Genomic DNA, 26,116 nt, shown 5'->3' on the forward strand with positions numbered 1-26,116 from the left:
CTCAATTACTCATTATCAGGCCAAGAACGACAATTAGGATTCCGCTAAATTTAAGAATTTTCTTTGTGTAGCCTTTACTTAACATGCTTGATAAAGCTCCAAAGGTTAGCATTAGTGGCACGGTTCCAGTTGAAAACATGAACATAGATAATGCACCACTTACCGCACTGCCTGTTCCTAAAGCATATAATTGCATTGTCTGCAGCGGTCCGCATGGCATAAACCCATTTACTAGCCCAACAAGAAAGGGGGTTTTCGGTTTATTTGTCCCCATCACTTTGCACGATGGAGTCGGTATTTTAATTTGAATCTTTCTAAAGGTTTTAAATCCTGCCCTATTAAAGCCCATCATAATCATGAATACTCCAGCGAATATTTGCAGCACCGCTTTGGTTGTCAGTGAAAGGGCAAAAACAGAACCAACCGCTCCAATCATTCCACCCAGAATGGTATATGATGTTACTCTTCCTAGGTTATATAAAATGGCAGGTTTCATGGCATCAAACTTGTTTTTACTTTCTTTTCCGATCGTTTGGGAAAGCATGATTCCACCACACATGCCTACGCAATGGAGGGAGGATATGATGCCGACAATAAATAAAACAGCATAAGAAGCATTTTTAAGTTTATCTTCCATATTAAAGCTGCCTGTATTTATTCCTAACAGCACAATCGCCGCTGCCACGATGAGAATACCTATAAACTTAATGCCCTTCCCGTTTTCTGTACTGTATCCAACACGATTAATAGCAGCCTTTATTTGGTTTATGGTGCATAACTCGTCATCAAACTCAATATTTACGAATTGACCGCTAAAATTTGCCTTTACATCAATTACCCCATTTAACTCTTTGACTGTTCTTTCAATTCTCTTTTCGCAAGATGTACAGGTCATATCGTACACCTTAAGTCTTTCTTTTTTTTTGCCCATAAGGTTCCCAACCTTCACATGTTAATAAGAAACATTAATTGATGTATAAAGTTTATGAAATAGATATGTTGATGATATGAAGAAAGAAAGGATTGTAGTGAACAAATTGTGGATAAAAAATTAACAATTAATGAAGCAGTATTTTTCGTCCGGAATGATACAAAAAATATTCTTCTTGTCTTCCGTACTATTTTTGATGGCAGCCGCTTAAAGATGTAACAATGAGGTTATCATTGGGAGTGACTGCCATGAAAATAGACGGTGTATTTTCCGGAGGAGGAATCAAAGGGTTTGCATTAATTGGGGCCTATGAGGAAATTGAAAGCAGGGGTTTGCAGTTTGTAAGGGTAGCTGGAACAAGTGCAGGTTCAATCCTCGCCGCGCTCATCGCTGCCGGCTATACGAGTAAAGAAGTTTACAAGATGATTGATGAATTAGATATATCCAAACTGTTGGATGCCCGCAAAACCATCGTCCCTTTTCCTTTAGCAAAATGGCTGTTTCTGTATTGGAAGCTCGGGCTTTATAAAGGGGATGAGTTTGAAAAGTGGATAAAGGAGAAACTTGAAGCAAAAGGGATCAGGACTTTTTCAGATTTACCACCCCAAGCACTTCGTGTCGTAGCTTCAGATCTTTCGAATGGAAAAATGGTCGTATTGCCAGATGATTTACAGAAATACGGGATTTCACCAGGGGCGTTCTCAATCGCTAAGGCAATAAGAATGAGCTGCAGCATCCCATATTTCTTTGAACCTGTTAAACTTCGTTCCGTTGAAGGTATCAATATTTTAGTTGATGGCGGGGTCTTAAGCAACTTTCCAATTTGGCTTTTTGATCAGGAAAATGTCAAAAAAATAAGACCTGTGCTTGGTATTAAATTAAGTTCGAGTGAGTATGAACATGAAAAGCATAAAATAAAAAATGGGATTCAACTGTTTGGGGCCCTTTTTGAAACGATGAAGGATGCCCATGATGCACGGTATATTTCCAAAAAACATGTAAAGGATATTATCTTTATCCCTACTAAAGGTGTTTTATTCACCGAATTTCACTTATCTGTGGAAAAGAAACGGGAATTATTTGAGGAGGGTAAGAAGCAGGCAAAACAGTTTTTGGAAAAATGGGTTTATTAATTGAAAACTGCAAACAACCAAAAGAAAAATCGAGCATCTATAAGGATGCTCGATTTTTCTTTTTCCCCTTTTTGCCGTCGATGACGGTCAAGTGAGCAGGAGATTTCTTTTTTGTCTTGCTGCTTTTCTTTAATGAGGTTAACGATCCCAGAGAGGAGGTCTTTACAGTTGAATCCCCACTCTTTTGATGAAATCGTTTTTTTGATCTTTTGGCTGCTTTAAGAAATGCCCGCTGCTCTTTTTTCTGAGGGCTGGAGTTTGAAAACTTTCGAACAACAAGATAAATAATAAAACCAATCACTGCGATGACAGCTATTCTCTGAATGAAACCGGCAGGATTTGCTGTAAACGAGCCAACAAGGCCAATTAGTGCAAGAATGATAAGTCCCCCAACAATAAAAACAGAAGTCCGATTTTTCAATAAAGCCACCTCCCTAAGAGCATCTTAAGCATTTTTTAAATCTTTTAAACACCTAAAACAAAGATTTAGACAATTTCCTCACTTTTCATTCCGAACTCTGTTTCCTTTTCTCTTTTTAATAATTCATTAAAGGAGAGAATTGCCACTTCCACTTGGTCATTATAAGGTTCCTTCGTTGTTAATAGTTGGAGCCATAGTCCCGGAAGACCTAAATACTTCAATACTGGAATATCTCGAAGTTTATTGGTGACTTGCAAAACTTCAAAAGCAATTCCAAGCACGACTGGAATTAAGAGAATACGGTCCACAATCCGTAACCAGAGTGGAGAGGTGGGTACTAGCAAATAAACGAAAACCCCAACGACGACTGTAAATAGGATGAAACTGCTGCCACAGCGGTAATGGAGGCGTGAATGTGCCTGCACATTCTCAACGGTTAGTTCAACCCCTGCTTCAAATGTATTTATTACTTTATGCTCCGCTCCGTGATATTGGAATACCCTTTTAATAAGGGGAGTAAGTGATACAAAGTAAATATAGCCTAGCAGCAGCAGCAGCTTAAAGAAACCTTCCACTAACACTTGAGCAACATCTGAAGGGAAAATCGGTTTCGTCAATACTGCCAGGAAAACAGGAATTAATGTAAAAGCAAATTTTCCAAATAAAAACGAAATGATGCCTATTGCTGCTACCCCTAGGTACATCGCAAATTTAGAAACTTCTTTTTCTTTTATCGTATCGTCATCTTTTGGATCAACATCGAATCTTTCTGTAGAGAAGTTTAAATGTTTTGATCCATTGGCACTTGCTTCAATAATCGCAATGATCCCACGGAGAAATGGAACTTTTTTTAATTTTGCCAACGTAGGATTTACCTTGCGGGGTAAATGAAAGTATTCAACAGAACGATCTTTTCTGCGAACTGCGGTAACATAATGATGTTTTCCGCCAAACATTACTCCTTCGACAACCGCTTGGCCACCATACACAGGTTTTTGAGAATTGGACATATCATAAACACCAGCCTAATCAAAAGTTGCACACCAGCAGAAAAAGTAAATCTGTATGTACTTATATTTATTCTACTAGAAAAACGAAAAAACCTCTAGGAATGACATAATAATTCCATATTAAAATTGGAAAAAGACTTTTTACATGTAAGGGTTTGAAGACATGAGGGCATAATAAAGTGGAATTTATTATTGCCCTCCATGTTTTTAGTTGTAAAGCATGGAAACAAGCAGATTCTAAATGCATAAGGATCTTCCTGACTTATCAGAGAGAAAACGGAGGTAGTAATAATGGCTAATGTGCAGAAAACAGGTAATTACCCTGGCCCCATGTCATTCCCGGTAATGGTCTTTTGGACTGGATTATTTGGAGGTATTTTTTTGGGGACGATTGGGTTTATTGCAAGCTATTTAAGTTTTACAGAGATTCGCCCCAATGTCATACTAGAACCATGGGCCCTTGGACATTGGAAAAGTGGCTGGCTTGGAACAGTAATTTCGATCATATTAATTGGATTACTTTCTATTGGGGTAGCTTTTGTTTACTATGCCTTGTTAAAAAAATTCAAAAGTATCTGGTTTGGTTTAGGCTATGGCCTTGTCTTGTTCCTGCTGGTGTTCTTTGTACTTAATCCTCTTTTTCCAGGAATTAAGCCCTTTTTCGACTTAAGCAGGGATACCATTATTACTTCTATTTGTTTATATATCGTATATGGAATCTTCATAGGTTATTCCATAAATTATGAATATCAAAATAATAAAGATCAAAAGAAAGAGACATCCAGCTAAGTTTTAGGTTAGTCGTAATTGGCTGGTTGTGATAAAATATTTTTGTCCGCCATGGATTAGTAAAGGAGAGTGGAGACTAATGGAAAAAATAGAAATACTAAGGTCAGAACTTTCAGCAAATGGAATTGATGGGATGTTAATTACAAGTCCATATAACCGCCGCTACATATCTAACTTTACAGGTTCAGCTGGTGTTGTTTTAATTAGCGCCGACAAGGCATTGTTTATTACTGATTTTCGCTATATTGAACAAGCCTCAAAACAATGTGAAGGTTTTGAAATTGTAAAGTTTTCCGGTTCTATTCCCCAGGAAGTTGCTTTGTTAGCAAAAAAGTTAGGTATTCAAAAGCTTGGATTTGAAGAAGATTATATAACATACTCTTCCTTTAAAGTATATGACAAAGAAGTTGAAGTTGAACTTGTCCCGATAACAGGTGTCATTGAAAAATTACGCTTGATAAAGACCGATGCAGAGCTTAAGATATTAAAGGTAGCAGCGGATATTGCTGATGCGGCATTTAAGCATATCTTGGAATTTATTCGTCCTGGAAAAACTGAATTAGAAGTATCGAATGAATTAGAGTTCTTTATGAGAAGGGCTGGGGCAACTTCTTCTTCTTTTGATACGATTGTTGCTTCAGGAAGTCGTTCTGCACTTCCACATGGTGTAGCAAGTAATAAAGTAATCGAATCTGGAGATATGGTAACAATGGATTATGGTGCCTACTACAACGGGTATGTCTCTGATATTACGAGGACTGTCGCTGTTGGTAATCCTGATCCTAAGCTGAAAGAAATTTATGATATTGTTCTGGAAGCACAGCTTCAAGGCATGGCTGGATTCAAACCCGGCATAACGGGGAAGGAAGCAGACGCGTTAACGAGAGACTACATAACAGAAAAAGGTTATGGAGAATACTTTGGTCATTCGACTGGACATGGGATCGGACTTGAGGTTCATGAAGGTCCTGGCCTTTCCATGAAGTCGGATATCATCTTAGAACCAGGTATGGTTGTCACATGTGAACCCGGTATCTATATACCAGGACTTGGCGGCGTGCGAATTGAAGATGATACCTTGATTACGAAGGTCCATAACGAAGCTCTAACCCATTCAACAAAAGATTTAATAATTTTGTAAGGAACATAGGAGGATTTAAAAATGATTTCTGTTAACGATTTTAAAACAGGATTAACAATTGAAGTGGATGGCGGCCTTTGGCGCGTCCTAGATTTCCAGCATGTAAAGCCAGGTAAAGGGGCAGCTTTTGTTCGTTCCAAGCTACGTAATCTTCGTAATGGAGCGATCCAAGAAAAAACGTTCCGTGCTGGTGAAAAAGTGGAAAAGGCACAAATTGATAACCGTAAAATGCAATATTTGTATGCTAGCGGTGATGCGCATGTATTTATGGATATGGAATCGTACGAACAGGTGGAACTTCCTGCTGCAACGATTGAATATGAATTAAAGTTTTTAAAAGAAAACATGGAAGTACAGATTATGATGTATAATTTCGAAACTCTTGGCGTCGAATTGCCAAACAATGTTGTTTTAGAAGTTGCCGAAACAGAACCCGGCATTAAAGGCGATACATCTTCTGGCGGAACCAAGTCTGCTACCCTTGAAACTGGTCTTTCCGTTCAGGTTCCCTTTTTCATTAACCAAGGGGATAAGTTAATTATTAATACAACTGATTCCTCTTATGTATCAAGAGCATAGAGTCAAAAGCCATAGCCCGTTAGTTAACGGGCTATGGTTTTTTTTCTATTACAATTCTGGATAAATATAAAAAATATTCTATTATTACTTTCATTATCTTAAAAACTTCACTAAATAGTAAGAATTTGCAGCCGTGGGGGCAAGTCCTTTTTGCTAAAATGAATGAGAATAAAGAAAATGAAAAGGGGTGAAAATACAATGAAACGAATGACCACTCTATTATTTCTTATCTTTTCAGTCGTGCTAATCGTCGCAGGGTGTGGTTCAAAAGTCGATAGTAAAAAGTTTTCTCTAGAAAAAAAACATCAGCCACTGCCTGATTATGTTTTGAATACTTCTGAAAAAGTACAACAAACATATATTATGGCTTCACAATATCCGGAGGTAGTAGCCCAAGTTCCATGCTATTGTGGTTGTGGTGTCTCGGACGGACATAAAAGTAATCTGGATTGCTTTATTGATCATTTTGGTGACGATAATGCTGTTGCAGAATGGGATTCAATGGGTATAGCGTGAGATGTCTGTGTCGATATCGCCCGGGAGGCGGTAGATATGCATCTTGACGGTAAAAGCCCTAAGAAAATCTACGATCTAATTACGAAGAAATATGAAGATTTTGGGGATCCAACTCCAACACCTGAACCAAAGTAAGGAGTAACCCATGAAAAAAATATTAATCGGAAGTTACATTTTGATTATTATTGGTATAATTGCTGTCATTAGTAATAGTATCATCATCAATGGTAAGGATTCTAAGGCTGCTACAGCCGGTGAAAAGGTTTACAATAAACAGTGTCTACTATGTCATGGTGAAACCGGAAAAGGTGAAGGGGCGAATGCTGGGACAGCCCTAAACAATCAGCATTTTTTAAACACTGTTTCCAATAAAGACCTCTACAATTATATAAAACACGGTAGAATTGGGACAGCCATGCCGGCTTATGGACCAAGATTATCAGAAAAAGATTTGAATAATTTAGTAGCGTTTATTAGAAACTGGCAAACGAAAGAAATTGAAATGGAAGTTCCAAGAACCATTGCTGGTGATCCTGAAAATGGCAAGAAACAATATAATGTTTATTGTATGAATTGCCATGGTGAAGCTGGTGCTGGTAAATTTAAAATGGGGCCTGCTCTTGCAAATCCCCAATACTTGAAATACACAACTGATAAACAAATTTGGACGGATACAGCATATGGACGTGAGGAAACTCGAATGGGCCCATCATTAAAAGGTCTTGAAGGGGTACGCCAGCTAAAGAAAGCCGATATTTCAGATATTGTTAGTTATATTCGTTCAATTAATCCAAAAGAAGAAACACAAAATGATTACCTTAAGCCTTGAATCCGTGCGAACGGATTCAAGGCTTTTTTATCGCTGATTTAATAGATGTGAACTTTGTGTGATTTTTCTTTGACGAAAAAAAAACGTTTTATATCCTTTAACAAAATGTTCAAGAGTAGCTTAACAAATAGTGGCAGATAACGATTATATTTATTTCAAAGAGGACTATAGTGAAAAACAGTAGTTTATAACCAAGTTTTTTGTCATGGAGGATTAGGATGCTTAAAAATAAATTATTGGCGGTATTTGTAATTTTATCATTTTTATCGAATTTCATCATCCCAAAGACTAGTGCTGAAACAGTATTTCAGGCTGAAAAGTTTCCTTTTAAGGAAATGCAGGTGCAGGTGATGCCTGAGTTTGATTATCCTGAAGGCTGGGAATCTAAAGATATTCCTTCGTTACTAGTGGGGCAGTATGGAACAATTACGAACAAGAGTGGTCAAGATTATGAGGGGAAAATTGAGATTCCTGTTCCAGCAATGGAAAAGGGGTTTGAAGCCTCTTTGGTAGCAGAGTTTCCAGAGGAAAATAAACCAGAAGTGCAACGTCCTTTTGATGTGGATAAAGAAAAAGGAATCATTACGTGGAAGCCAGCGAAGGCAATTAAAAGTAACGAAACCTATAAATTTGTCATCGAGTACTATACAAAATCTATTACGATTAAAGACAAAAAAAGCTTTACATACGAACTAACAAATAAAGCCGATATCGAATTACTAGATGTTATCTTTTATGCTCCAATGAATGCAAAGACTATAAAGCTTGAGCCAAAATCAGATAATAATTCAAAAAATGAGTATGGAGAAGAGCTTTATTACTATGAATATAAAAACGTAAAGGCAGGAGATGGATTGAAATATTCTTTCTCCTATCAGAAAGACGGTACCGAATCAACGATGGAAGCGATTAACAAAAAACAACCTCCCAATGATGAAAACCATAGTGGTGTAAATGCAACAGACCAAGTAGTAAAAAATGGAGGAACCACAGAAACCTCGGAACGTCCGATTATTGGAATCGGTGGTTCATCGATTATCGGAATAGCAATTATTATTGCCGGTATCTTTGTTTACCTGGGGTTAAAAGGGAATAAGCAAGCGGCAGCAAGGGTTGCAAAACAGAAAAAACAACCATCAAAGAAACAAACACAAACTAACAAGTTGGGCTCCAATTCCACCAATGCCGAAGAAAAAAAGGAATTACGCAAAAAGCTTTTAACCGGAAAGATCGATCAAGAAATGTACGATGAAGAAATGAAAAAATTAATTTAATGAGGTGAAAGGGATGAAGAAAAATACGATTGTTATGCTGGGCGGTTTTATTATTGCAGGGGCTATTGTTTTCCTGCTAATGGCAGCAACCCCAGGTTCAAGCGGAGTGGAACTTACGATGAAGGAGCTTGTAGCTACTCAAGATGAACATAAAGACGATTTTGTTACTGTTGAAGGATTATTAGTCGAAGATTCGATTAAATGGAATGCAGACAAAATTGAATTGAAATTTGATGTAAAAGACAACGAAGGTAATGTACTGCATGTCATTCATAATGGCCCAAAACCAGATAACTTCTCTGAGGGGGTTATTACGATTTTGCAGGGATCTCCCACAAAGAAAAATACATTCGAAGCCGAATCAGTAAAAACAAGATGTCCTTCCAAATATGAGGGAAAAGATATCAAAGAGTATGATCCTAAGACACATAAGGATAAGTTAAATCAACCACCGAAAGAAAAATAATAGGCAAACATAAGAAGGTGAAGATATGTTTTTATTTGCTAACGCAACCATTTATATTGGATTAGCACTGGCGGTTTATTCTCTCCTCATAATCACACTGGGGATTAGTACAAAAAATCAAAGGCTTATAAACAGTGGCAAAGGCGGGATGATTGCTTTATTAGTTTGTTCATCACTGGCCATGATGTCCTTGTTCTATCTTTTAGCCACATCTTCGTTCCAATACGAATACGTTCACGATTATACCAGCAGTGAACTTCCGATCATTTATAAACTTACCGCCTTATGGGCAGGTAATGCAGGTTCCTTGTTATTGTGGACATTCTTCTTAACGCTTTACATGATTATGATTGCCTTTTCAAGAAAGTTGAAAGGAAACCCAATGGTCCCGTATGTTTCAGCTATTTTACTAGCCAATGCGGTTTTCTTCTTTTTCATCCTGGGATTTGTAGCAAAACCATTCCTTCTCTTAGATAACGTTCCAATAGAGGGAAAAGGCTTAAATCCAATGCTTCAAAATCCTGGAATGATTATTCATCCAGTCACACTTTATCTCGGATATGTAGGTCTAGCCATTCCGTTTGCCTTTGCGATGGCAGCACTAATCTTGAAAAACGTCGATGATTTCTGGATTAAAATGACAAGACGCTGGACGATTATTGCGTGGTTATTTTTAAGCCTTGGCAATATTTTTGGCGGCCAATGGGCATATGTGGAGCTTGGATGGGGCGGCTACTGGGCTTGGGACCCCGTTGAAAATGCCTCCTTTATGCCATGGTTAACCGCAACCGCGTTCTTGCATTCCGTGATGATTCAAGAACGGAAAAATATGCTGAAAATATGGAATATCAGCTTAATCATTGTTTCTTATGCACTGACATTGTTTGGTACCTTCTTAGTACGAAGCGGGGTACTGACCTCTGTCCATGCCTTTGCCAATTCAAATCTAGGATTATACTTCCTAATCTTCATGGGCGTAGCTGTAATCGGGGCACTCTATGTATTAATGAGCCGTTACAATATGCTAAAACGCAGTGCAGGGGAATTTAATTCCTTTGTTTCCAAAGAAAGCAGCTTCTTAGTTAATAATCTATTACTTGTAGGAGCAGCATTTGCCGTATTCTGGGGCACCATTTTCCCGCTCGTATCTGAAGCAGTCCGCGGGACAAAAGTAACGGTGGGGCTTCCATTTTTTAATAAGGTTGAAGCACCAATTCTATTATCAATGATGTTTGTTATGGCCGTTTGTCCGATGCTTGCTTGGCAGAGATCGACAGTAAAGAACCTCAAGAAGAACTTCATGATACCGGCTATCCTTGCTGTTCTAGGCATGGTTTTGATGGTGGTCCTTGGAATCCAGAAGGCATGGGCAGTAATCGGGTATGGGGTTATCATTCTATTATTAATCACACACTTCTTAGAGTTTTATAGAGGTGTAAAAGCCAGAAGAAAAATGACGAAGGAATCCCCTCTTGTTGCCTTGTACCGATTAATGATAAGAAATCGCCGCAGGTATGGAGGATATATCGTTCATCTTGGGATTGCCTTTATAGCTATGGGGATTATTGGCTCACAGAATTATGATTTAGAGACGATGAAAACCGTTTCCTTAGGACAATCGATTGAATTAAAAGATTATCGAATCAATTATGATCGTCTCGACCAGAAAAGAGAAGGAATCAATGATATCGTCTATGCTGACGTCACAGTCTTTAGAAATGGTAAAAAACTAGGCACCTACCAGCCGGAAAAAGTATTTTATGGTAACTGGGAACAGCCTTCTTCGGAAGTGGCGATTATTTCCTCCCTTAAGGAAGACTTATACATTGTATTAAGTGCTTGGGAAGATGATGGCAAAGCCACATTTGTCGTAAAAGTAAATCCGATGATGAACTGGTTATGGATTGGTTCCTTCATGATTGTTATCGGTGCGCTGTTCGCGGTTTGGAACGGAAAATATGGAAATGTCACTCCGAGATACACAGGAGCTCGCAAGGAGGTGTCTTAATATGAAAAGTAAAATTTATATAGGACTCCTTATGTTTGCTTTTATCTTTCTGGGATCATTCCTTCAAGTGGAAGCAGCGAAACAATACGACTATAAATCTGCTGAATTCAAAGCGGTGGCATCTCAATTCGCCTGTACCTGTGGCTGTGGTCAAGATCATTATGAATGTGATCCAAACACTTGCAACCTTACGACTGATTTTAAAAAAGATTTAGTTGAGATGATGAATAAGGGCTGGGATAAGGATAAAATCCGTGCTTACTATGTCAATATTTATGGTGAAGAGATATTGACTGCGCCAGAGAAAAGTGGTTTCAGCTTAACCGCTTGGGTACTACCTTTCGTTGTATTAGGCGCAGCCGCACTTGCAGTGTTATTTATCATTCGTAAATGGGTGAAAAAACGGGGGCCCGAAGGACCAGTCACTGAATACGAGAACACTGAAGATGAAATAGAAGAAGAAATTCTATCTTCCATGATTGATGAAGAACGCAAAAAGTATCTTTAGGATGTGAACAAAATGCATGATATTACAGTCATTTCGATGGTTTTTACGGCCGTATTGGCGTTATCCTGTCTATTTCTAATATTGTCACCGTTTTTTAAGTGGGGACCCAACCTACATGCCGGCACAAAGAATCCAGATTTGGTTTCGACAAAAGAGGCCCTCTTGACAACCCTCAATGAAATAGAGTTTGAGTACAAGATGGATAAAATTTCGTACGCTGATTACAAAAATTTAAAGAAACAATATGAATCAGAAGTGGTTAGCATTATGAAGGAAGAAGAACAAATGATAGAAAAAGACGTTGATAAAGATTTAATGGCCGAAGTGGAAAAGGAAATTGAAGCGCAAATGAAAACCTATAAGAATAAAAAGGGGGAAGGAAAGTGATCAAGAAAATCACAGTTTTCTTCCTCGGGGTGATGCTTTTAATCCCTTTTCATGGATTAGCAGCATCGGATCCAAAGATTACGATTGATATGCATTACCTTGTTGTCAGCCCGGCTGAAGACGGTTCAACGAATATGATGAATATGGTGAACTATACAAATACCTCTGACAGGGAATTTGCTGGTGATGGAAAAGGGGAGGCCGTTTTAACTGTAACCCTTCCTAAAGGAGCAAAGGATCTAAATTTTTTAGATAACCAAATAGCCTTTAAACAAGTGGATAAAGGCTTTATTACTACAACTCCTGTTCCGGGAAATCAAACCGTTGTGCTGCCTTATAGTTATCGAATGGAAAAGGGAAAGGAAATTAATTTAACAACAGACTATCCCGTACAAATGATGCAGATCCTCGTCCCAGAAGGAAGAGGAAGTATTGAAGTAAAAGGCGCCGAAGCGACTAGTCAAGGGATCTTCAAATTTGATGACCAAAATTACTTTGGCTACAGTATTGAAGGAATTAAAGTAAACCAAACGTTCACACTCAGGTATAACAAAGATGTCCAGCCTGCTGCGGGTGAGACGAAAACTATGGAAACCATAAGCGAAGGCGGAAAAAACAGTTCAGTGACGCATACAGCTCCAGCTTTCCATAATCCTGGCCACCTAAGGATGTGGGCACAGTCGCCGCTGCATCGCTTCAACCCACACGTTTTCTTAATTATCTTATTGGCCATTATCATCGCCGGAATTTCCTATTATACCTACTTTAGAAGGAAAGCAAGAATGGAAGCGGAAAAACTAGGATCCGATAAGGAAGAGAAAGCATTTAAGCAGTTAATAGCTAAGCAAAAAGCAATTATGGATAAAATTATTGAATTAGAGGATACCTTCGGTGATGGTCGGCTTTCAGAGAAAGAATATCATGCAAAGCTTGAGGCATATAAGCAACACCTTGTCCAAGTAAAATTAAATCTACGTAATTTTATTGAGTAACCGCTTGTTGGGAGAGATTCTTATGATTGAAATAAAAAAGCTATCGAAGCAAGCTGATAATAAGTTTATCCTGCGAGGTATCGACCTCCGGGTAAATAAAGGTGAAACGGTAGCCGTCCTTGGGCCAAATGGTGCTGGTAAAAGCACGCTTCTAAAGGTGCTGGCAACCTTGATCAAACCCACAGCAGGGCATGTTTTGATGAATGGGCTGGATTTGAGGAAAAACCATATCGAAATAAAAAAAGTAATAGGTTATTTACCACATTCCAGCTTGCTTTATGACCATTACTCCCCGTTAGAAAATCTTGTTTTCTTTGGGAATATTTACGGGGTGAATAATGTAGAACAAAGAGCGGTTAATCTTGTCAAAGAAGTTGGATTATCTTTCTTTTTGAATGAACCGGTGAAGAACTTTTCCCGTGGCATGATTCAACGAATTGCCATCGCCCGGGCAATTATCCATGAGCCGGAGGTTCTTCTTTTGGATGAACCGCACACAGGATTGGATCAAGGGGCGATTTCAATTCTAAATAATGTCATCCTTTCGATGAAGGAAAAGGGAACAACAACGTTAATGGTTACCCACGATTTCAAACAAGCAGCTGAAATTTGCGACCGAATTATCATTGTGAAAAACGGTAAGATTGTCGATGATTTTAGAATTGAAACCAGGAATCAAGGTTTTGTTTCTGAAAAATATGAGCTGCAAGTGGAGGGTGTATCATGAACTTATTTCGAACAGCCCTCTTTCTAGCAAAAAAAGATTTATATTCTGAGTTAAAAACTAAACAAATTCTAACCACACAAATTATCTTCGCCGGACTTGTTATTGTGGTTTTCAGCTTTGCTTTCGACCCGGCAAATAATACAACAAAAGCGGTCATTCCTGGGGTCATATGGGTTATTATCGTGTTTGCTGGTATTTTAGGTCTTAATCGCTCGTTTATTTCGGAACAGCGAAATGATACGATGCAAGGATTATTGGTAGCGCCAATGGAGTCGGCGAGCATTTATTTAGGGAAATTCCTCGCGAATTTTACAATGATGCTAATAGTAGAACTAGTTTCAATCCCGTTTTTATTCTTATTATTTGATTTCAAATTTCTTGGCAGTTTACCTTATTTTATTTTGGTCGTATTCTTGGGAAGCTTTGGATTTATCGCAATCGGTACTTTTTTAGCTGCTTTGGCGGCTAATTCTAAGAGCAGTGAAATGCTGCTTCCGCTATTGCTTTTTCCCATCACAACCCCAATTTTAATCGGTGTTGTTCAAGCAACCAGAATCATATTAACGAATATGGAAAAGCTTGCGAGTGCCATCGCATGGATCCAATTGGTCACTGCGTATGATGTTATCTTCTTTGTTGTTTGTTTCTTACTAATTGATTATGTGCTGGAGGTTTAAGTGATGAGTATGAATCTCGAACGAGGGAAAGCGGTGCTTTCTGGAGCTCAATTGACGGATACGAAGAAGCCAAATTTATCAAAAATTTTATTTGGTGCTGCGGTCATTACCATGCTGGTATCCCTTTATTTTATCTTTATCTTTGCTGCGGAAGAAAAAACAATGGGTGCGGCACAAAAAATCTTTTATTTTCATGTAAGCTCTGCTTGGCTTGCTTTCATGGCATTCTTTGTCACATTTGTATTTAGTATTTTGTTTTTAATCAAGCGAAAAAGAATCTTTGATACTTATGCCTATGTTTCGGCGGAAATTGGTGTTGTTTTTACCATCATTGTTTTAACAACAGGTCCTATTTGGGCGAAATCAGCTTGGAATACCTGGTGGGTTTGGGAACCGCGCTTAATAACGACGTTGATTCTATTTTTTATCTATATTGCCTATATTATGATTCGGCAAATGGATGGTGTTTGGGATAAAAAAGCACGACTTGCTTCCGTTTTTGGAATTATCGGATTTGCTGATGTTCCAATTGTATTTTTTGCGATTCGTTGGTGGCAAACAAAGTTTCACCCAATCGTTTTTGGTGAGGGTCCTTCCCAAAAAGGCGGCGGCATTGAGGATACCATGCTAGTCGCATTGCTCGTAACGATTACCGCTTTTACCATTCTTTATTCCTACCTTCTTCATAAGGGCGTTTCTTTTGAAAAGATGAAAATAATGGTAGAGCGATATAAAGAAAAACTAAGAGAAGACTTAGAAAACTAGGAGGAATTGATCATGGGTTACGAATTTATGTATGGTGCTTATTCAGTTGCATGGGTGGTTATATTTGCTTACGTGTTAATTATCGGTAAAAGACATACCAAGCTTAAAAAGGAAATTGAATTCTTAAAACAACTAGAAAAATAACTAGTAATGATAAAAGGCGTCGGGAGGAAAAACGATGAACAAGCGGGTTATCAAATTACTCGTATTGATTCTAATTGTAGGTATGTTCGGCTTTTTTGCTTATAGCTTAGTTACGAAAGGCAAGCACACGGATATTGGCGATAAGGCATATAATTTCGAGCTGCAAAATATAGATGGAAGCAACACCAAGCTTTCGAAGTATAAGGATAAGGTTATTATCTTGAATTATTTTGCAAGCTGGTGTAAACCTTGTAAAGAAGAGTTCCCTGAACTAGCAGCATTTCAAAAGGATTATGGTGATAAATATCCTCTGCTTATGATTAACCGCGGCGAAACGATTGATAAGGTTAATAAAGTTACTACTAATAATAAAGATGGAATGACCTATCTTTTCGATTATAATGCCAAGGTTTCAAAAATATATAATGTGACAGGTCAGCCCGAAACATTCGTGATTGATAAACAAGGCGTCATAAGGGAGCACTTTAACGGTGCCATCACAGAAATGCAATTGTATAATTGGGTTAAAAAATATGATAACTAAATTCAATTGAAAAAGGGATTGAACCATAATTATTGGTTCAATCCCTTTTTTATTAAACTGTTCGATAGTGAAATTCCGCTGCAATATTAGCCTTAACGACAATTTGTCCAGGTTCAAATTGTGTGGAGCTTAGTCCCTTTACCATAGTTTCAGGTTGATGATAAAAAGGCTGAACAGTACTTCCTACTTCGACGACCAAACTAGGAGTAGCAAGTAATGTCACATTTAATGTACTGGCAATTGTTTTTGCCTTTTCGGTCGCATTGTTTAAGGCGAGGACCAAGGCTTGCCGGTAAAAAGAATCTTCATTTTTCACTGTAAATTTAACATTGGCGACATAATTCACTCCGTTTTGTACTGCCGTATCAACTACCTTGCCTACCATTGATAAATCCTCTATTTTCACCTGTAATATATGAGTTATTTTATAGCCGCGGAAAATTTGTTTCCCCTGATCAAAATCATAATTGGATTCAATCCTATAATCGAAGGTTTGTAAATGATTTTGGAGAATTCCGAGTGCTAGCAGGGAATTGATTACCTTTGTCGCTTCAAGAGAATTCTCTTGCTGAGCGGCAACCAGTTCCTTCTTTTCAGTTATGACCCCTATATTGATTGATGCCGTGTCAGGTTGTACCGCCAATTCACCTTCGCCAGTTACTTTTATTAAATGATCCTTAGGATGCTGTCCACCCCGGTTTGGCAGCTGGTAATTATACATGTTTCCTTTCCCCCTTTACGTTTGTTCCTATATATAAATTACGGTAAATTCTCAAGAAATGTTCCACAATAAAAATTTGTTCTAGTAATGCTTGTAAAAAAATAGAATGAAAATATAGTTTGCAAGAATTGACAGATTTGAAAGTCATAATGTGACCAGGCAGGCATACATTTTAATTAATGAGAAGAGAATTTCAGGGAGGAACTTTCGTGGAAACGATTCTAAACTTTTTACCTAAAAATATAGCCGACCTAATCAGCCAAATCCCTCCTAACCAAAAAGATGAACTGGAAGAAATCCGCATTCGCATTAATCGGCCGATTGAAATGACGATGAAAGGAGCACCTAAGTTTTTATCGTATATTATTCAGCCTGAGGATGCGTTTCATCTGATGAATAAAATCAGTCATTTCTCCATTTATACGCTTGAAGAAGAGCTGAAGCGGGGTTTTATTACCGTTTCTGGAGGCCATCGAATTGGACTTGCCGGTAAGGTAATCCTTGAGGACGGAAGGGTTAAGGCCATAAGGGATATCTCCTCTTTTAATATCCGGATAGCAAGGGAAAAGGTAGGGATAGCGGAACCCCTTATTCCATATATATTTCAAGGCAGCTGGATGCATACGATGGTGATTGGACCGCCGCAAACAGGAAAAACGACATTGCTTCGTGATATTGCAAGAATTGCCTCTTCTGGAAGCAAGGCGAGGGGCATCCAAGCCAGTAAAGTGGGGATTGTCGATGAACGAAGTGAAATTGCTGGATGTGTTAATGGGATCCCGCAATTGACTTTTGGGAACCGCTTGGATGTATTAGATGCTTGTCCAAAAGCAGAAGGAATGATGATGATGATTCGCTCAATGAGTCCAGATGTCCTTGTTGTTGATGAAATCGGCCGGAAAGAAGATGCCGAGGCCATTCAGGAGGCAGTTCATGCAGGGATCAAGTTAATGATGACCACTCATGGGACGAGCATGGAAGAGGTAAGAAATCGACCATCATTACAGCATATTCTTGAGCAAAAAATCTTCCAACGGTTCGTGGTCCTTAGCAGAGCCTCTGGTCCTGGAACGATTACACATATATTAAATGCGAGTGGAAAAGAAATGAACCAAAAAGTGAGTGTGACTTAAATGATTAAGCTTATCGGTGCTGTTTTTATCATTGTCGCGACTACTTGGATAGGATTTGAGGCTTCAAGGCGCTTTAGTGATCGTCCCAAGCAGCTACGAGCATTAAGGTCTGCACTGCAATCGCTAGAAGCTGAAATCATGTATGGGCATACGCCGCTGCATGAGGCAGCTAGAAGGCTGGCAGCCCAGCTTTCAAAGCCGCTTTCAACGTTCTTTGAATCTTTTGCCAAGAAATTAACGGCCACGGAGACAACCGTAAATGAGGCTTGGGAAGCGAGTTTAAGAGAAGTTTGGAAATCAACAGCCTTTAAACAGGGAGAATTTGAAATTATGAAGCAATTTGGGGAAACCCTTGGCCGCCACGATCGGATGTCCCAGCAAAAACACATCATGCTAACGCTGACACATCTTGAAAGAGAAGAAGCGGATGCAGTCCAAAACCAGGCCATATACGAAAAGATGGTAAAGAGTCTGGGATTCTTATCGGGATTGCTACTGATAATTTTATTATTTTAGGGGGAAACACAATGGGTTTAGAGGTAGATATTATTTTTAAAATAGCCGGAGTGGGAATTGTTGTTGCCTTTTTGCACACGGTTCTTGATCAAGTAGGTAAAAAAGAATACGCCCAGTGGGTCACCCTGTTCGGGTTTATCTATATTTTATTTCAGGTGGCCTCGATTGTGGATGATCTTTTCCAAAAAATAAAATCCGTATTTTTGTATCAATAGAAGGGGGGGCCCTAAGATTGAAATCATAAAAATAATCGGCTTAGCTCTTGTTGCAACTTTTCTTGCCTTAATTATTAAAGAGCAGAAACCTAATTTTGCCTTCCTTTTAATCGTCTTTGTCGGTTGTACCATTTTTCTCATTTTGGTGGATAAGATTTATGAAATTATTTCAATGCTCGAGAAACTTGCAGTGAATGCAAATGTAAATATGGTTTATATTGAAACCATTTTAAAAATTATCGGGATTGCCTATATAGCTGAATTTGCCGCCCAGATTACAAAGGATGCGGGTCAAGGCGCACTCTCCTCTAAAATTGAGTTGGCAGGGAAAATTATGATTCTCGCCATGGCGATACCGATTCTAACTGTTTTAATTGAAACGATTATCAAACTAATTCCGAGCTAATGACAGTCCCCTAAAATGAGGTGTAGATATGAAACAGTGGCTGCAGATTATTCCTATTATCATTCTTGTATTCTTTTTTTTACTTCCAAGTGTCCAAGCTGCCGCCGAATCCAATGAAAAGCCATCTCCCCCTATTTCTGCTCAGGAATTGGTGGATGCGCAACTGAAATCATTGGACATAACGGAACTTAAACAGTATTGGGAGGATATTACCAATAAATATGGAGGCTTCCTTCCGGAAAGCCAAAAGGGAAGCTTGTATGACTTTGTAAGCGGTGAGAAAAAGTTCTCTTTTAAACAATGGGGACAAGGGATAGTAAAGTTTGCTTTTCAAGAGTTTGTAGCGAATGGAAAATTACTTGGTTCACTGATCATGTTAACTATTTTCAGTATGTTCCTGCAATCCATGCAAAATGCCTTTGAAAAAAGCGCTATTAGTAAGGTTGCTTATTCAATTGTCTATATGGTGTTAGTCATTATCGCCCTGAATAGCTTTCATATTGCAATCAGCTACACGAATGAAGCGATTGGGACGATGATCTCCTTTGTGCTAGCACTTGTCCCGCTTTTGCTTGCTCTAATTGCTGCTTCAGGCGGACTTATCTCGGCAGCCTTTTTCCATCCCGTGATATTGTTTTTAATGAATATGAGCGGTTTATTCATGCAATATATTATTCTGCCGCTCCTCTTTTTAGCCACCCTGCTCAGTATTGTCAGTACGATGTCCGAACAATACAAGGTGTCACAATTAGCTGCGCTGCTAAGGAACTGGAGCATCGGGTTAATGGGTCTTTTCTTAACAGTGTTCTTAGGTGTTATTTCTGTTCAGGGTGCATCTGCCGCTGTAACAGACGGTGTAACCATCAGGACTGCAAAGTTTGTTACAGGAAACTTCATTCCTGTCATCGGCAGAATGTTTACCGATGCTACTGATACGGTTGTCAGTGCGTCAGTCCTGTTAAAAAATACAGTCGGTATTGCCGGGGTAGCGATTCTACTTATCATTGTGGCCTTTCCCGCCATAAAAATTTTAATGATTGCCTTTATCTATAAATTCGCTGCTGCTATCCTGCAGCCATTAGGGGGCGGACCGATTATAAAATGTTTGGATATTATTAGCAAGAGTGTCATCTATGTTTTTGCAGCATTGGGTATTGTGTCACTTATGTTCTTTTTAAGTATCACCGTCATTGTTGCAGCTGGAAATTTGACGATGATGATGAGATAGGGGGAGTAAAGAATGGATTTTTTAAAAGAGTGGGTAACAAATATTATTCTGTTTATCCTGTTAGCTACAGTTATTGATATGCTCTTGCCGAACTCAAGCATGCAAAAGTATACCAAAATGGTTACAGGACTGCTCTTAATTGCGATTATTCTTACCCCAATTTTTAAACTAATCTCCAAGGATTTTGAATCAGCCCTTGCTCTAATCCCATCTTATCAAGCACCTGGAGAGAAAAATATGAAAAATTTAATAGATTTGAAGAAAAAAGAAATACAAGCCTCACAAAGTGCATATATTTTAGAAGAAATGACTGTCCAGCTGAAAAAGGACGTGAAGAAGGAGTTGATGGAACAATACGGATTGGAGATAGCGACAATTGATCTAGCAATAAATGAAAAAAGCGACCAAGCATTCCCTGAAAACCTCCAAATGGTTACGGTTCTTCTGAAACAGCCAGAAAACGAAGTGAAGACAGTCGAAGCAATAAAACAAGTTTCAATAGGCACAGAAACACCTCTTCCATCAAAAAAAACAACAGAAGAAACAGAAAAAATAGCCGCATTTCTCTCGCAAAAATGGAATGTAACTGAAAAAACAGTGGAAGTTTCGATTGAAGGGGGGATTAAAAAGGAAAATGGATAACAACCAAGGACCATTATCATGGCTCAAAAAAATGCTAAAGATGGAAGGGAATTCAGAGAAGAAAAAACTAGGGAAGCACCAGTATTTGCTCCTTGTTCTCTGTATCGGTGCAGCGTTTATGGTGGCAGGTAATATCATATTTAAACCAAATACAAATCCATCGGATGTACCTGCTGCGGCAAGTGAAAAAGTAGATTCCGAAGATGTAGCAGCATTTGGTCTGAAAAAGAGCTCGGGTAATAAGGCCGCAGCCGAATATGAAGAAAAGTACGAGAATCAACTTAAAAAAGCAATCCAGGAGATGTTAGGAGTAAACGATGTAACTGTTGTTGTCAACATTGATTCAACAGATAAGAAAATTCTAGAAAAAAATAGAGTCTCAAAAGCTCAAACGACTGACGAAACAGATCGTGATGGCGGACAGCGTAAGGTACAGGAGAACTCAACAGATGAACAACTGGTGATTATCCGTGAAGGGGAAAAAGAGGTTCCTATTGTGGTAGAAACGAAAAAACCAGAAATTCGCGGTGTCCTTATAGTTGCTAAGGGTGCTGAAAATATCCAAGTGAAAAAGTGGATTGTTGAGGCAGTTACAAGGGCTTTAGGCGTACCAAGCTACCGTGTGGCCGTTATGCCTAAAAAATAAAAGGGGGATTTCAGAATGCTTTTGAAAAAACAAACAGTTTGGTTATTAACAATGTTAAGTTTAGTAGTTGTGTTATCGGTTTATTATATAACCTCTCCAGAGCAAAAAAAGTCGAACGATTTGACAGCAGTACAGCAAAAGGCTAAAGATCAAAATCAGGGTAAAACAAAACCCGATGCTAAGGATGGTAAAATAGTCATGTCCACTGCAGCAGGCGATGCAGCGTTTGAAGAACTTCGTATGAAGCTTGAAGAAGTACGCGGTAAAGAGGCTGAAGAATTAACGACTGAACTGGCCTCTACTAATCTTCCTGCCGATCAACGCAGCAAGGTGAAGGATCAAATGGATAAATTAAATCAAACAGCCCAACAAGAAGAAATTCTTGAAGTAATGATAAAAACCCTGGGATATGAGGATGCCCTTGTCAGAGCCGATGGCGAGCAAGTACTCGTTACAGTGAAATCCAAGAAGAAACACTCCGCTGCTGAGGCCAATAAAATTATTCAAGAGGTGAAAAAAGAAATTGGCGAGACGAATTATGTAGCAGTAGAATTCCAGCCATCAAAATAAAATACGAAAAAAGGAAAGTCAGCGGCTTTCCTTTTTTCTTTGCTTAAATTCCTGTAATATATTGATTTAGGCTGATGCGAGGGGTCACAATTCCCTTTTTCTTAAAAAGATATTATGATTAAGTAAGCGGGCATGGGTGAATTGTTAGGCTCCACATGATTTAGATTATTGAATTTTCATAAGGTATTATCGTATAGTATTAGTAGCTAGTCATAAGAAAGGCGGAAGCGCCAGTTTAGCGCATGACATTACTGGAGCGTGAAGTACACTAGTCGCTGGGCGCTGGAGCTAGACAGTATTCAAGTTTCAATGATAGCAAATTTAAGACGTACAAGGGGTGTTACTCAATGTTAAAAGTACAAGAAATTCGTGAGTTAATTAAATTGGTTGACCAGTCAAGTATCGATGAATTTGTATATGAAAATGAAGGTTCAAAAATCAAAATGAAGAAAAATGCTGCAGCTACATATGTTTCACATGCTGTTCCAACAGCACTTGAAGCTGAATTTGTACCAGCAGTACAACCAGTCGCTCATGTAGCTGCTCCTGCCGCGCCCGTTCAGGAAGTAAAAAAGGAAGCGGCCAATGGAGAAACAGCCAATGTTGAAGCAACAAATCTACACAAAATTACTTCGCCAATGGTGGGGACTTTCTATGCTTCTCCAACCCCGGACACGGATGCATATGTGAAAGCTGGATCTGTTGTATCAAAAGATTCTATCGTATGTATTGTAGAAGCGATGAAGTTATTTAATGAGATTGAAGCAGAAGTAAACGGGGAAATTGTTGAAGTCCTTGTTAAAAATGGCCAATTGGTAGAATATGGACAGCCTTTATTTTTAGTAAAGCCTTAAGTTAGGAGCGGTTACAGGATGATAAAAAAACTGTTAATTGCAAACAGAGGAGAAATTGCAGTTAGGATTATTCGCGCCTGCCGGGAAATGGGAATTGAATCGGTTGCCGTTTTCTCTGAAGCAGATCGTGAAGCATTACATGTCCAACTGGCAGATGAAGCCTATTGCATTGGACCTACATCTTCAAAAGACAGTTATTTAAACGTTACAAATATTATTAGTGTTGCAAAGCTAACAGCTTGTGATGCCATTCACCCGGGCTATGGTTTCTTGGCCGAAAATGCCGATTTCGCTGAGCTCTGCCGTGAATGTAATATAACCTTTGTTGGACCAAGCCCAGAGGCGATTACCAGAATGGGTACAAAGGATATTGCTAGGGAAACGATGCAGGAAGCGGGGGTACCGATTGTCCCAGGGTCCACCGGAATTATTAATGACATCGATGAAGCCCTTAAACTTGTTGAAAAGATTCATTATCCAGTTATTATCAAAGCAACAGCCGGCGGTGGCGGAAAGGGGATCCGCGTTGCGAAGAATGAGCAGGAATTAATTAAAGGCATTAATATCACCCAACAGGAAGCATTGACCGCCTTCGGAAATCCCGGAGTATATATTGAAAAATACATCGAGGATTTCCGCCATGTTGAAATTCAAGTCCTTGCTGACTCATACGGAAACACAATCCATCTTGGAGAGAGAGATTGTTCCATCCAACGCAGACTGCAAAAGCTGCTTGAAGAATCACCTTCACCTGCGTTAGACGGTGAAATCCGTGCAGAAATGGGTGATGCAGCAGTAAAAGCTGCGAAAGCAGTTGATTATTCAGGTGCCGGCACGGTAGAATTTATATATGACTACCGCAATCGTAAATATTATTTTATGGAAATGAACACAAGGATTCAGGTGGAACATCCGGTAACAGAAATGGTCACTGGAATCGACCTTATTAAAGAACAAATTCGAGTGGCAAGCGGCGAAAAATTAACCTTAAATCAGCAGGATGTCACCTTTACGGGCTGGGCGATCGAGTGCCGGATTAATGCAGAAAATCCAGAAAAGAATTTTCTCCCATCTGCAGGAAAAATCAACATGTATCTTCCACCAGGAGGATTTGGCGTTCGTATTGATTCAGCAGCATATCCAGGGTATACAATTCCACCATACTACGATTCCATGATTGCGAAAGTCATTGCATATGGCAACACTAGGGAAGAGGCAATTTCAAGAATGAAACGTGCATTAAGTGAATTTGTTGTTGAAGGGATCCATACAACGATCCCGTTTCATTTAAAACTGCTCGATCATGAAACTTTCGTAGAAGGCAATTTTAATACGAAATTCCTAGAATTGCATGATGTGATGAAGTAAGTCAAATATCTGGAGGTGTTTTGGATGAGCGAATTTAGTGTTTTGGAAATGGAACAAGGTAATAATGGACACGGAAAGATTGAAATTGCCCCTGAGGTGATAGAAGTTATTGCAGGAATTGCTGCTGCCGAGGTCGAAGGTGTAGCTGGGATGCGTGGTAATTTTGCTACAGGCGTTGTTGAACGTTTAGGTAAAAAAAATCACGGTAAAGGCGTAAAGGTTGAACTAACTGAGTCGGGAATAAAGGTTGATGTTTATTGTACGATGAAGTTCGGAATATCGATTCCTTCTGTAGCCGGAAAGGTACAGGATAACATTCGTCAGGCGTTGCTTAATATGACTGCTTTAGATGCGGAAGAAGTCAATATTCATGTGGTTGGGATTCAATTTGAAAACCAAAAGATTGAACCTGAAATTGAATCAGAACTATAAAATTTGAAAACCAAAGGAGTTTTTTTCCTTTGGTTTTTTTATTTCTTATGGAAAAATATTAACCGTACAGTGCGAATCATTTCTAGTTATGCTATTATCTTTTTATGTGCATTCAAGCTTTAAATGATTTAATACAATAGTATGTATGAAAAATAGACAAAAATTGATTAATATCTCTAAAGGAGTTAACGGTATAATGAAAAGAAGAACAGCAAGGGAAAAGGCATTACAAGCCCTTTTTCAAATCGATGTTAGTAATAGTGAACCAGCGTTAGCGATTGAACATGTTTTGGAGGGGGAGGCAGGAGACGAATATCTTAACAAGCTTGTTTTAGGAGTAGTTGAAAATAAAACAGAAATTGACAAGTTAATCATGGGAAGTCTTGAGAAATGGTCAATGGACCGTTTGGCAACAGTTGACCGGAACTTGCTTCGGTTAGCAACATATGAATTGATTTATATTCGAAATGAAGTTCCTGAAAATGTGATTTTAGATGAAGCCATAGAGATAGCCAAAATTTATGGAGATGACCAATCAAGCAAGTTTATTAATGGTGTTCTATCAAAGGTAAAACAAAAGCTTCTTAACGATTAATTGATTTGGTCCTCTCAGATGATAAGGGAGAGAAAAGGAAATGACCGCGAAAATTATTAATGGAAAAGACATTGCTGCGAAAAAAAGAATAGCGATTGCTGTAGAAGTAAAAAAGCTTAAGAGTAAGGGTGTAACTCCAGGATTAGCCGTAATTCTTGTCGGAAATAACCATGCTTCTCTTACTTATGTAAAAAGTAAGGAAAAAGCATGTCGGGAACTTGGTATGAACTCGTTATTAATTGAAATGCCTGAAGAGGTTTCCGAAGAGGAATTACTGTCAAAAATTGAAGAATTGAATGGAGACACGAAGATCCATGGTATTTTGGTTCAATTGCCAATCCCCAAACATATTGATGAAAAAAAGGTAATTGAATCCATCTCACCATTAAAGGACGTCGATGGTTTCCATCCGATTAATATTGGCAGGATGATGACAGGGCAGAATACTTTCTTGCCATGTACGCCCTATGGGATCATGGTATTACTCGAAGAATCGGGTATCTCCATTGCTGGGAAAAATGTTGTTGTTGTAGGTAGAAGTAATATCGTCGGCAAGCCTGTAGGGCAACTTTTCCTTAATCAACATGCAACCGTAACCTATTGCCACTCAAAAACTAGGGATTTAAAATTACATACAAACCAAGCTGATATCCTTGTTGCGGCTGTTGGAATCCCGAACTTTATTACCGCTGAACATATTAAAGAAGGTGCTGTCGTCATTGATGTCGGAATTAACCGCAATGAAGCAGGGAAGCTTTGCGGTGATGTTGCTTTTGATGAAGTGAGCGAAAAAGCGGGATATATTACACCTGTTCCAAAGGGAGTGGGTCCGATGACTATTACCATGCTTATGTATAATACCTTAAAATCAGCTAATGAAAGTATTGACCGTTAATAAGCAGGATATTGTCCTTATCTTTTATTATTTTATGTTCCTTTTTCAGTTGAT

34 protein-coding genes are annotated in these 26,116 nt (G+C 38.7%); 30 read left to right on the top strand and 4 right to left on the bottom strand.

Annotated features, from left to right (window positions below):
* Position 1: 1 nt before the first annotated feature.
* Positions 2-931 (bottom strand): urease accessory protein UreH domain-containing protein, encoded by a 930-nt coding sequence (locus tag BSO02S_RS00085; protein ID WP_066060619.1) that lies wholly within the window; start codon positions 929-931, stop codon positions 2-4.
* A gap of 248 nt (positions 932-1,179) precedes the next feature.
* Here BSO02S_RS00085 and BSO02S_RS00090 point away from each other — a divergent pair, with 248 nt between their 5' ends.
* Positions 1,180-2,064: a patatin-like phospholipase family protein gene (locus BSO02S_RS00090; protein WP_066060621.1), complete on the top strand. Its 885-nt coding sequence runs from the start codon at positions 1,180-1,182 to the stop codon at positions 2,062-2,064.
* Between the two features lie 37 nt (positions 2,065-2,101).
* Here the strand turns inward: BSO02S_RS00090 and BSO02S_RS00095 are convergent, their stop codons facing one another.
* The gene (locus tag BSO02S_RS00095) at positions 2,102-2,494 is read right to left on the bottom strand and encodes an SA1362 family protein (RefSeq protein WP_342351984.1); all 393 of its coding nucleotides are present in this window, start codon (positions 2,492-2,494) and stop codon (positions 2,102-2,104) included.
* A gap of 56 nt (positions 2,495-2,550) precedes the next feature.
* A complete protein-coding gene (locus BSO02S_RS00100) occupies positions 2,551-3,495 on the bottom strand; it encodes a DUF1385 domain-containing protein (RefSeq protein ID WP_066060625.1) in 945 nt (314 codons plus the stop codon).
* A gap of 291 nt (positions 3,496-3,786) precedes the next feature.
* Between BSO02S_RS00100 and BSO02S_RS00105 the strand changes: the two genes are divergently transcribed.
* The 16 genes from BSO02S_RS00105 to BSO02S_RS00175 all read left to right on the top strand — a co-directional run bounded on the left by BSO02S_RS00105 (position 3,787) and on the right by BSO02S_RS00175 (position 15,841).
* Complete coding sequence (locus tag BSO02S_RS00105) at positions 3,787-4,284, top strand: YqhR family membrane protein (RefSeq protein ID WP_066060627.1); 498 nt, start codon at positions 3,787-3,789, stop codon at positions 4,282-4,284.
* A gap of 79 nt (positions 4,285-4,363) precedes the next feature.
* Entirely contained in the window at positions 4,364-5,425 is a 1,062-nt protein-coding gene (locus BSO02S_RS00110) for a M24 family metallopeptidase (RefSeq protein WP_066060629.1), read from the top strand.
* A gap of 21 nt (positions 5,426-5,446) precedes the next feature.
* The gene (gene efp, locus BSO02S_RS00115) at positions 5,447-6,004 is read left to right on the top strand and encodes an elongation factor P (protein ID WP_066060631.1); all 558 of its coding nucleotides are present in this window, start codon (positions 5,447-5,449) and stop codon (positions 6,002-6,004) included.
* A gap of 198 nt (positions 6,005-6,202) precedes the next feature.
* Positions 6,203-6,655 carry a PCYCGC motif-containing (lipo)protein gene (locus tag BSO02S_RS00120; protein WP_342352018.1) on the top strand — a complete coding sequence of 151 codons (453 nt, stop codon included), beginning with the start codon at positions 6,203-6,205 and terminating at the stop codon, positions 6,653-6,655.
* A gap of 10 nt (positions 6,656-6,665) precedes the next feature.
* Positions 6,666-7,349, top strand: a complete 684-nt coding sequence (locus BSO02S_RS00125; protein WP_066060635.1) for a c-type cytochrome — start codon at positions 6,666-6,668, stop codon at positions 7,347-7,349.
* A gap of 218 nt (positions 7,350-7,567) precedes the next feature.
* Entirely contained in the window at positions 7,568-8,623 is a 1,056-nt protein-coding gene (locus BSO02S_RS00130) for a hypothetical protein (RefSeq protein WP_066060637.1), read from the top strand.
* Positions 8,624-8,636: 13 nt separating this feature from the next.
* Entirely contained in the window at positions 8,637-9,089 is a 453-nt protein-coding gene (locus BSO02S_RS00135) for a cytochrome c maturation protein CcmE (protein ID WP_066060639.1), read from the top strand.
* Between the two features lie 25 nt (positions 9,090-9,114).
* Positions 9,115-11,097 (top strand): heme lyase CcmF/NrfE family subunit, encoded by a 1,983-nt coding sequence (locus BSO02S_RS00140; RefSeq protein ID WP_066060641.1) that lies wholly within the window; start codon positions 9,115-9,117, stop codon positions 11,095-11,097.
* Position 11,098: 1 nt separating this feature from the next.
* Positions 11,099-11,605 carry a cytochrome c-type biogenesis protein gene (locus tag BSO02S_RS00145; protein ID WP_066060643.1) on the top strand — a complete coding sequence of 169 codons (507 nt, stop codon included), beginning with the start codon at positions 11,099-11,101 and terminating at the stop codon, positions 11,603-11,605.
* Positions 11,606-11,617: 12 nt separating this feature from the next.
* A complete protein-coding gene (locus BSO02S_RS00150; RefSeq protein WP_066060645.1) occupies positions 11,618-11,992 on the top strand; it encodes a hypothetical protein in 375 nt (124 codons plus the stop codon).
* Positions 11,989-12,984: a hypothetical protein gene (locus BSO02S_RS00155; protein WP_066060647.1), complete on the top strand. Its 996-nt coding sequence runs from the start codon at positions 11,989-11,991 to the stop codon at positions 12,982-12,984. The genes BSO02S_RS00150 and BSO02S_RS00155 overlap by 4 nt, the downstream gene beginning before the upstream one ends.
* A gap of 22 nt (positions 12,985-13,006) precedes the next feature.
* Entirely contained in the window at positions 13,007-13,711 is a 705-nt protein-coding gene (gene ccmA / locus BSO02S_RS00160; protein ID WP_066060649.1) for a heme ABC exporter ATP-binding protein CcmA, read from the top strand.
* Positions 13,708-14,388, top strand: a complete 681-nt coding sequence (locus BSO02S_RS00165; RefSeq protein WP_066060651.1) for a heme exporter protein CcmB — start codon at positions 13,708-13,710, stop codon at positions 14,386-14,388. The genes ccmA and BSO02S_RS00165 overlap by 4 nt, the downstream gene beginning before the upstream one ends.
* A 3-nt stretch (positions 14,389-14,391) precedes the next feature.
* Positions 14,392-15,153, top strand: coding sequence for a cytochrome c biogenesis protein (locus BSO02S_RS00170; RefSeq protein ID WP_084374833.1), 762 nt, complete (start codon positions 14,392-14,394; stop codon positions 15,151-15,153).
* Positions 15,154-15,165: 12 nt separating this feature from the next.
* A complete protein-coding gene (locus tag BSO02S_RS25990) occupies positions 15,166-15,297 on the top strand; it encodes a CcmD family protein (protein WP_084374834.1) in 132 nt (43 codons plus the stop codon).
* Between the two features lie 34 nt (positions 15,298-15,331).
* On the top strand, positions 15,332-15,841 hold the full coding sequence (locus BSO02S_RS00175) for a TlpA family protein disulfide reductase (RefSeq protein WP_066060653.1): 510 nt from the start codon (positions 15,332-15,334) through the stop codon (positions 15,839-15,841).
* A gap of 52 nt (positions 15,842-15,893) precedes the next feature.
* On the opposite strand, the gene BSO02S_RS00180 is transcribed toward BSO02S_RS00175, so the two are convergent.
* Complete coding sequence (locus BSO02S_RS00180) at positions 15,894-16,562, bottom strand: SIMPL domain-containing protein (protein WP_066060655.1); 669 nt, start codon at positions 16,560-16,562, stop codon at positions 15,894-15,896.
* Positions 16,563-16,771: 209 nt separating this feature from the next.
* Here BSO02S_RS00180 and spoIIIAA point away from each other — a divergent pair, with 209 nt between their 5' ends.
* The 13 genes from spoIIIAA to folD all read left to right on the top strand — a co-directional run bounded on the left by spoIIIAA (position 16,772) and on the right by folD (position 26,062).
* Positions 16,772-17,695 carry a stage III sporulation protein AA gene (spoIIIAA, locus tag BSO02S_RS00185; RefSeq protein WP_066060657.1) on the top strand — a complete coding sequence of 308 codons (924 nt, stop codon included), beginning with the start codon at positions 16,772-16,774 and terminating at the stop codon, positions 17,693-17,695.
* The gene (gene spoIIIAB / locus BSO02S_RS00190) at positions 17,696-18,211 is read left to right on the top strand and encodes a stage III sporulation protein SpoIIIAB (protein ID WP_066060659.1); all 516 of its coding nucleotides are present in this window, start codon (positions 17,696-17,698) and stop codon (positions 18,209-18,211) included. It abuts the gene before it with no gap.
* Between the two features lie 11 nt (positions 18,212-18,222).
* Entirely contained in the window at positions 18,223-18,426 is a 204-nt protein-coding gene (spoIIIAC, locus tag BSO02S_RS00195; protein WP_066060661.1) for a stage III sporulation protein AC, read from the top strand.
* Positions 18,419-18,832, top strand: coding sequence for a stage III sporulation protein AD (gene spoIIIAD / locus BSO02S_RS00200; protein WP_096190853.1), 414 nt, complete (start codon positions 18,419-18,421; stop codon positions 18,830-18,832). Before spoIIIAC ends, spoIIIAD begins: the two co-directional genes overlap by 8 nt.
* A gap of 28 nt (positions 18,833-18,860) precedes the next feature.
* On the top strand, positions 18,861-20,060 hold the full coding sequence (gene spoIIIAE / locus BSO02S_RS00205; protein WP_066060664.1) for a stage III sporulation protein AE: 1,200 nt from the start codon (positions 18,861-18,863) through the stop codon (positions 20,058-20,060).
* 12 nt (positions 20,061-20,072) lie between these two features.
* Complete coding sequence (gene spoIIIAF / locus BSO02S_RS00210) at positions 20,073-20,702, top strand: stage III sporulation protein AF (RefSeq protein ID WP_066060665.1); 630 nt, start codon at positions 20,073-20,075, stop codon at positions 20,700-20,702.
* Complete coding sequence (gene spoIIIAG / locus BSO02S_RS00215) at positions 20,695-21,348, top strand: stage III sporulation protein AG (RefSeq protein ID WP_066060666.1); 654 nt, start codon at positions 20,695-20,697, stop codon at positions 21,346-21,348. The genes spoIIIAF and spoIIIAG overlap by 8 nt, the downstream gene beginning before the upstream one ends.
* 15 nt (positions 21,349-21,363) lie before the next feature.
* Positions 21,364-21,918 (top strand): SpoIIIAH-like family protein, encoded by a 555-nt coding sequence (locus BSO02S_RS00220; protein ID WP_066060668.1) that lies wholly within the window; start codon positions 21,364-21,366, stop codon positions 21,916-21,918.
* Positions 21,919-22,265: 347 nt separating this feature from the next.
* Positions 22,266-22,772 carry an acetyl-CoA carboxylase biotin carboxyl carrier protein gene (gene accB / locus BSO02S_RS00225; protein ID WP_066060669.1) on the top strand — a complete coding sequence of 169 codons (507 nt, stop codon included), beginning with the start codon at positions 22,266-22,268 and terminating at the stop codon, positions 22,770-22,772.
* 18 nt (positions 22,773-22,790) lie between these two features.
* Positions 22,791-24,140, top strand: a complete 1,350-nt coding sequence (gene accC / locus BSO02S_RS00230) for an acetyl-CoA carboxylase biotin carboxylase subunit (protein ID WP_066060670.1) — start codon at positions 22,791-22,793, stop codon at positions 24,138-24,140.
* 24 nt (positions 24,141-24,164) lie between these two features.
* Entirely contained in the window at positions 24,165-24,572 is a 408-nt protein-coding gene (locus BSO02S_RS00235; RefSeq protein ID WP_066060671.1) for an Asp23/Gls24 family envelope stress response protein, read from the top strand.
* Between the two features lie 196 nt (positions 24,573-24,768).
* Complete coding sequence (nusB, locus tag BSO02S_RS00240; protein ID WP_066060673.1) at positions 24,769-25,167, top strand: transcription antitermination factor NusB; 399 nt, start codon at positions 24,769-24,771, stop codon at positions 25,165-25,167.
* Between the two features lie 40 nt (positions 25,168-25,207).
* A complete protein-coding gene (gene folD, locus BSO02S_RS00245; RefSeq protein ID WP_066060675.1) occupies positions 25,208-26,062 on the top strand; it encodes a bifunctional methylenetetrahydrofolate dehydrogenase/methenyltetrahydrofolate cyclohydrolase FolD in 855 nt (284 codons plus the stop codon).
* Positions 26,063-26,116 lie beyond the last annotated feature (54 nt).

Source organism: Neobacillus soli NBRC 102451 (assembly GCF_001591665.1).
GTDB lineage: Bacteria > Bacillota > Bacilli > Bacillales > Cytobacillaceae > Neobacillus > Neobacillus soli.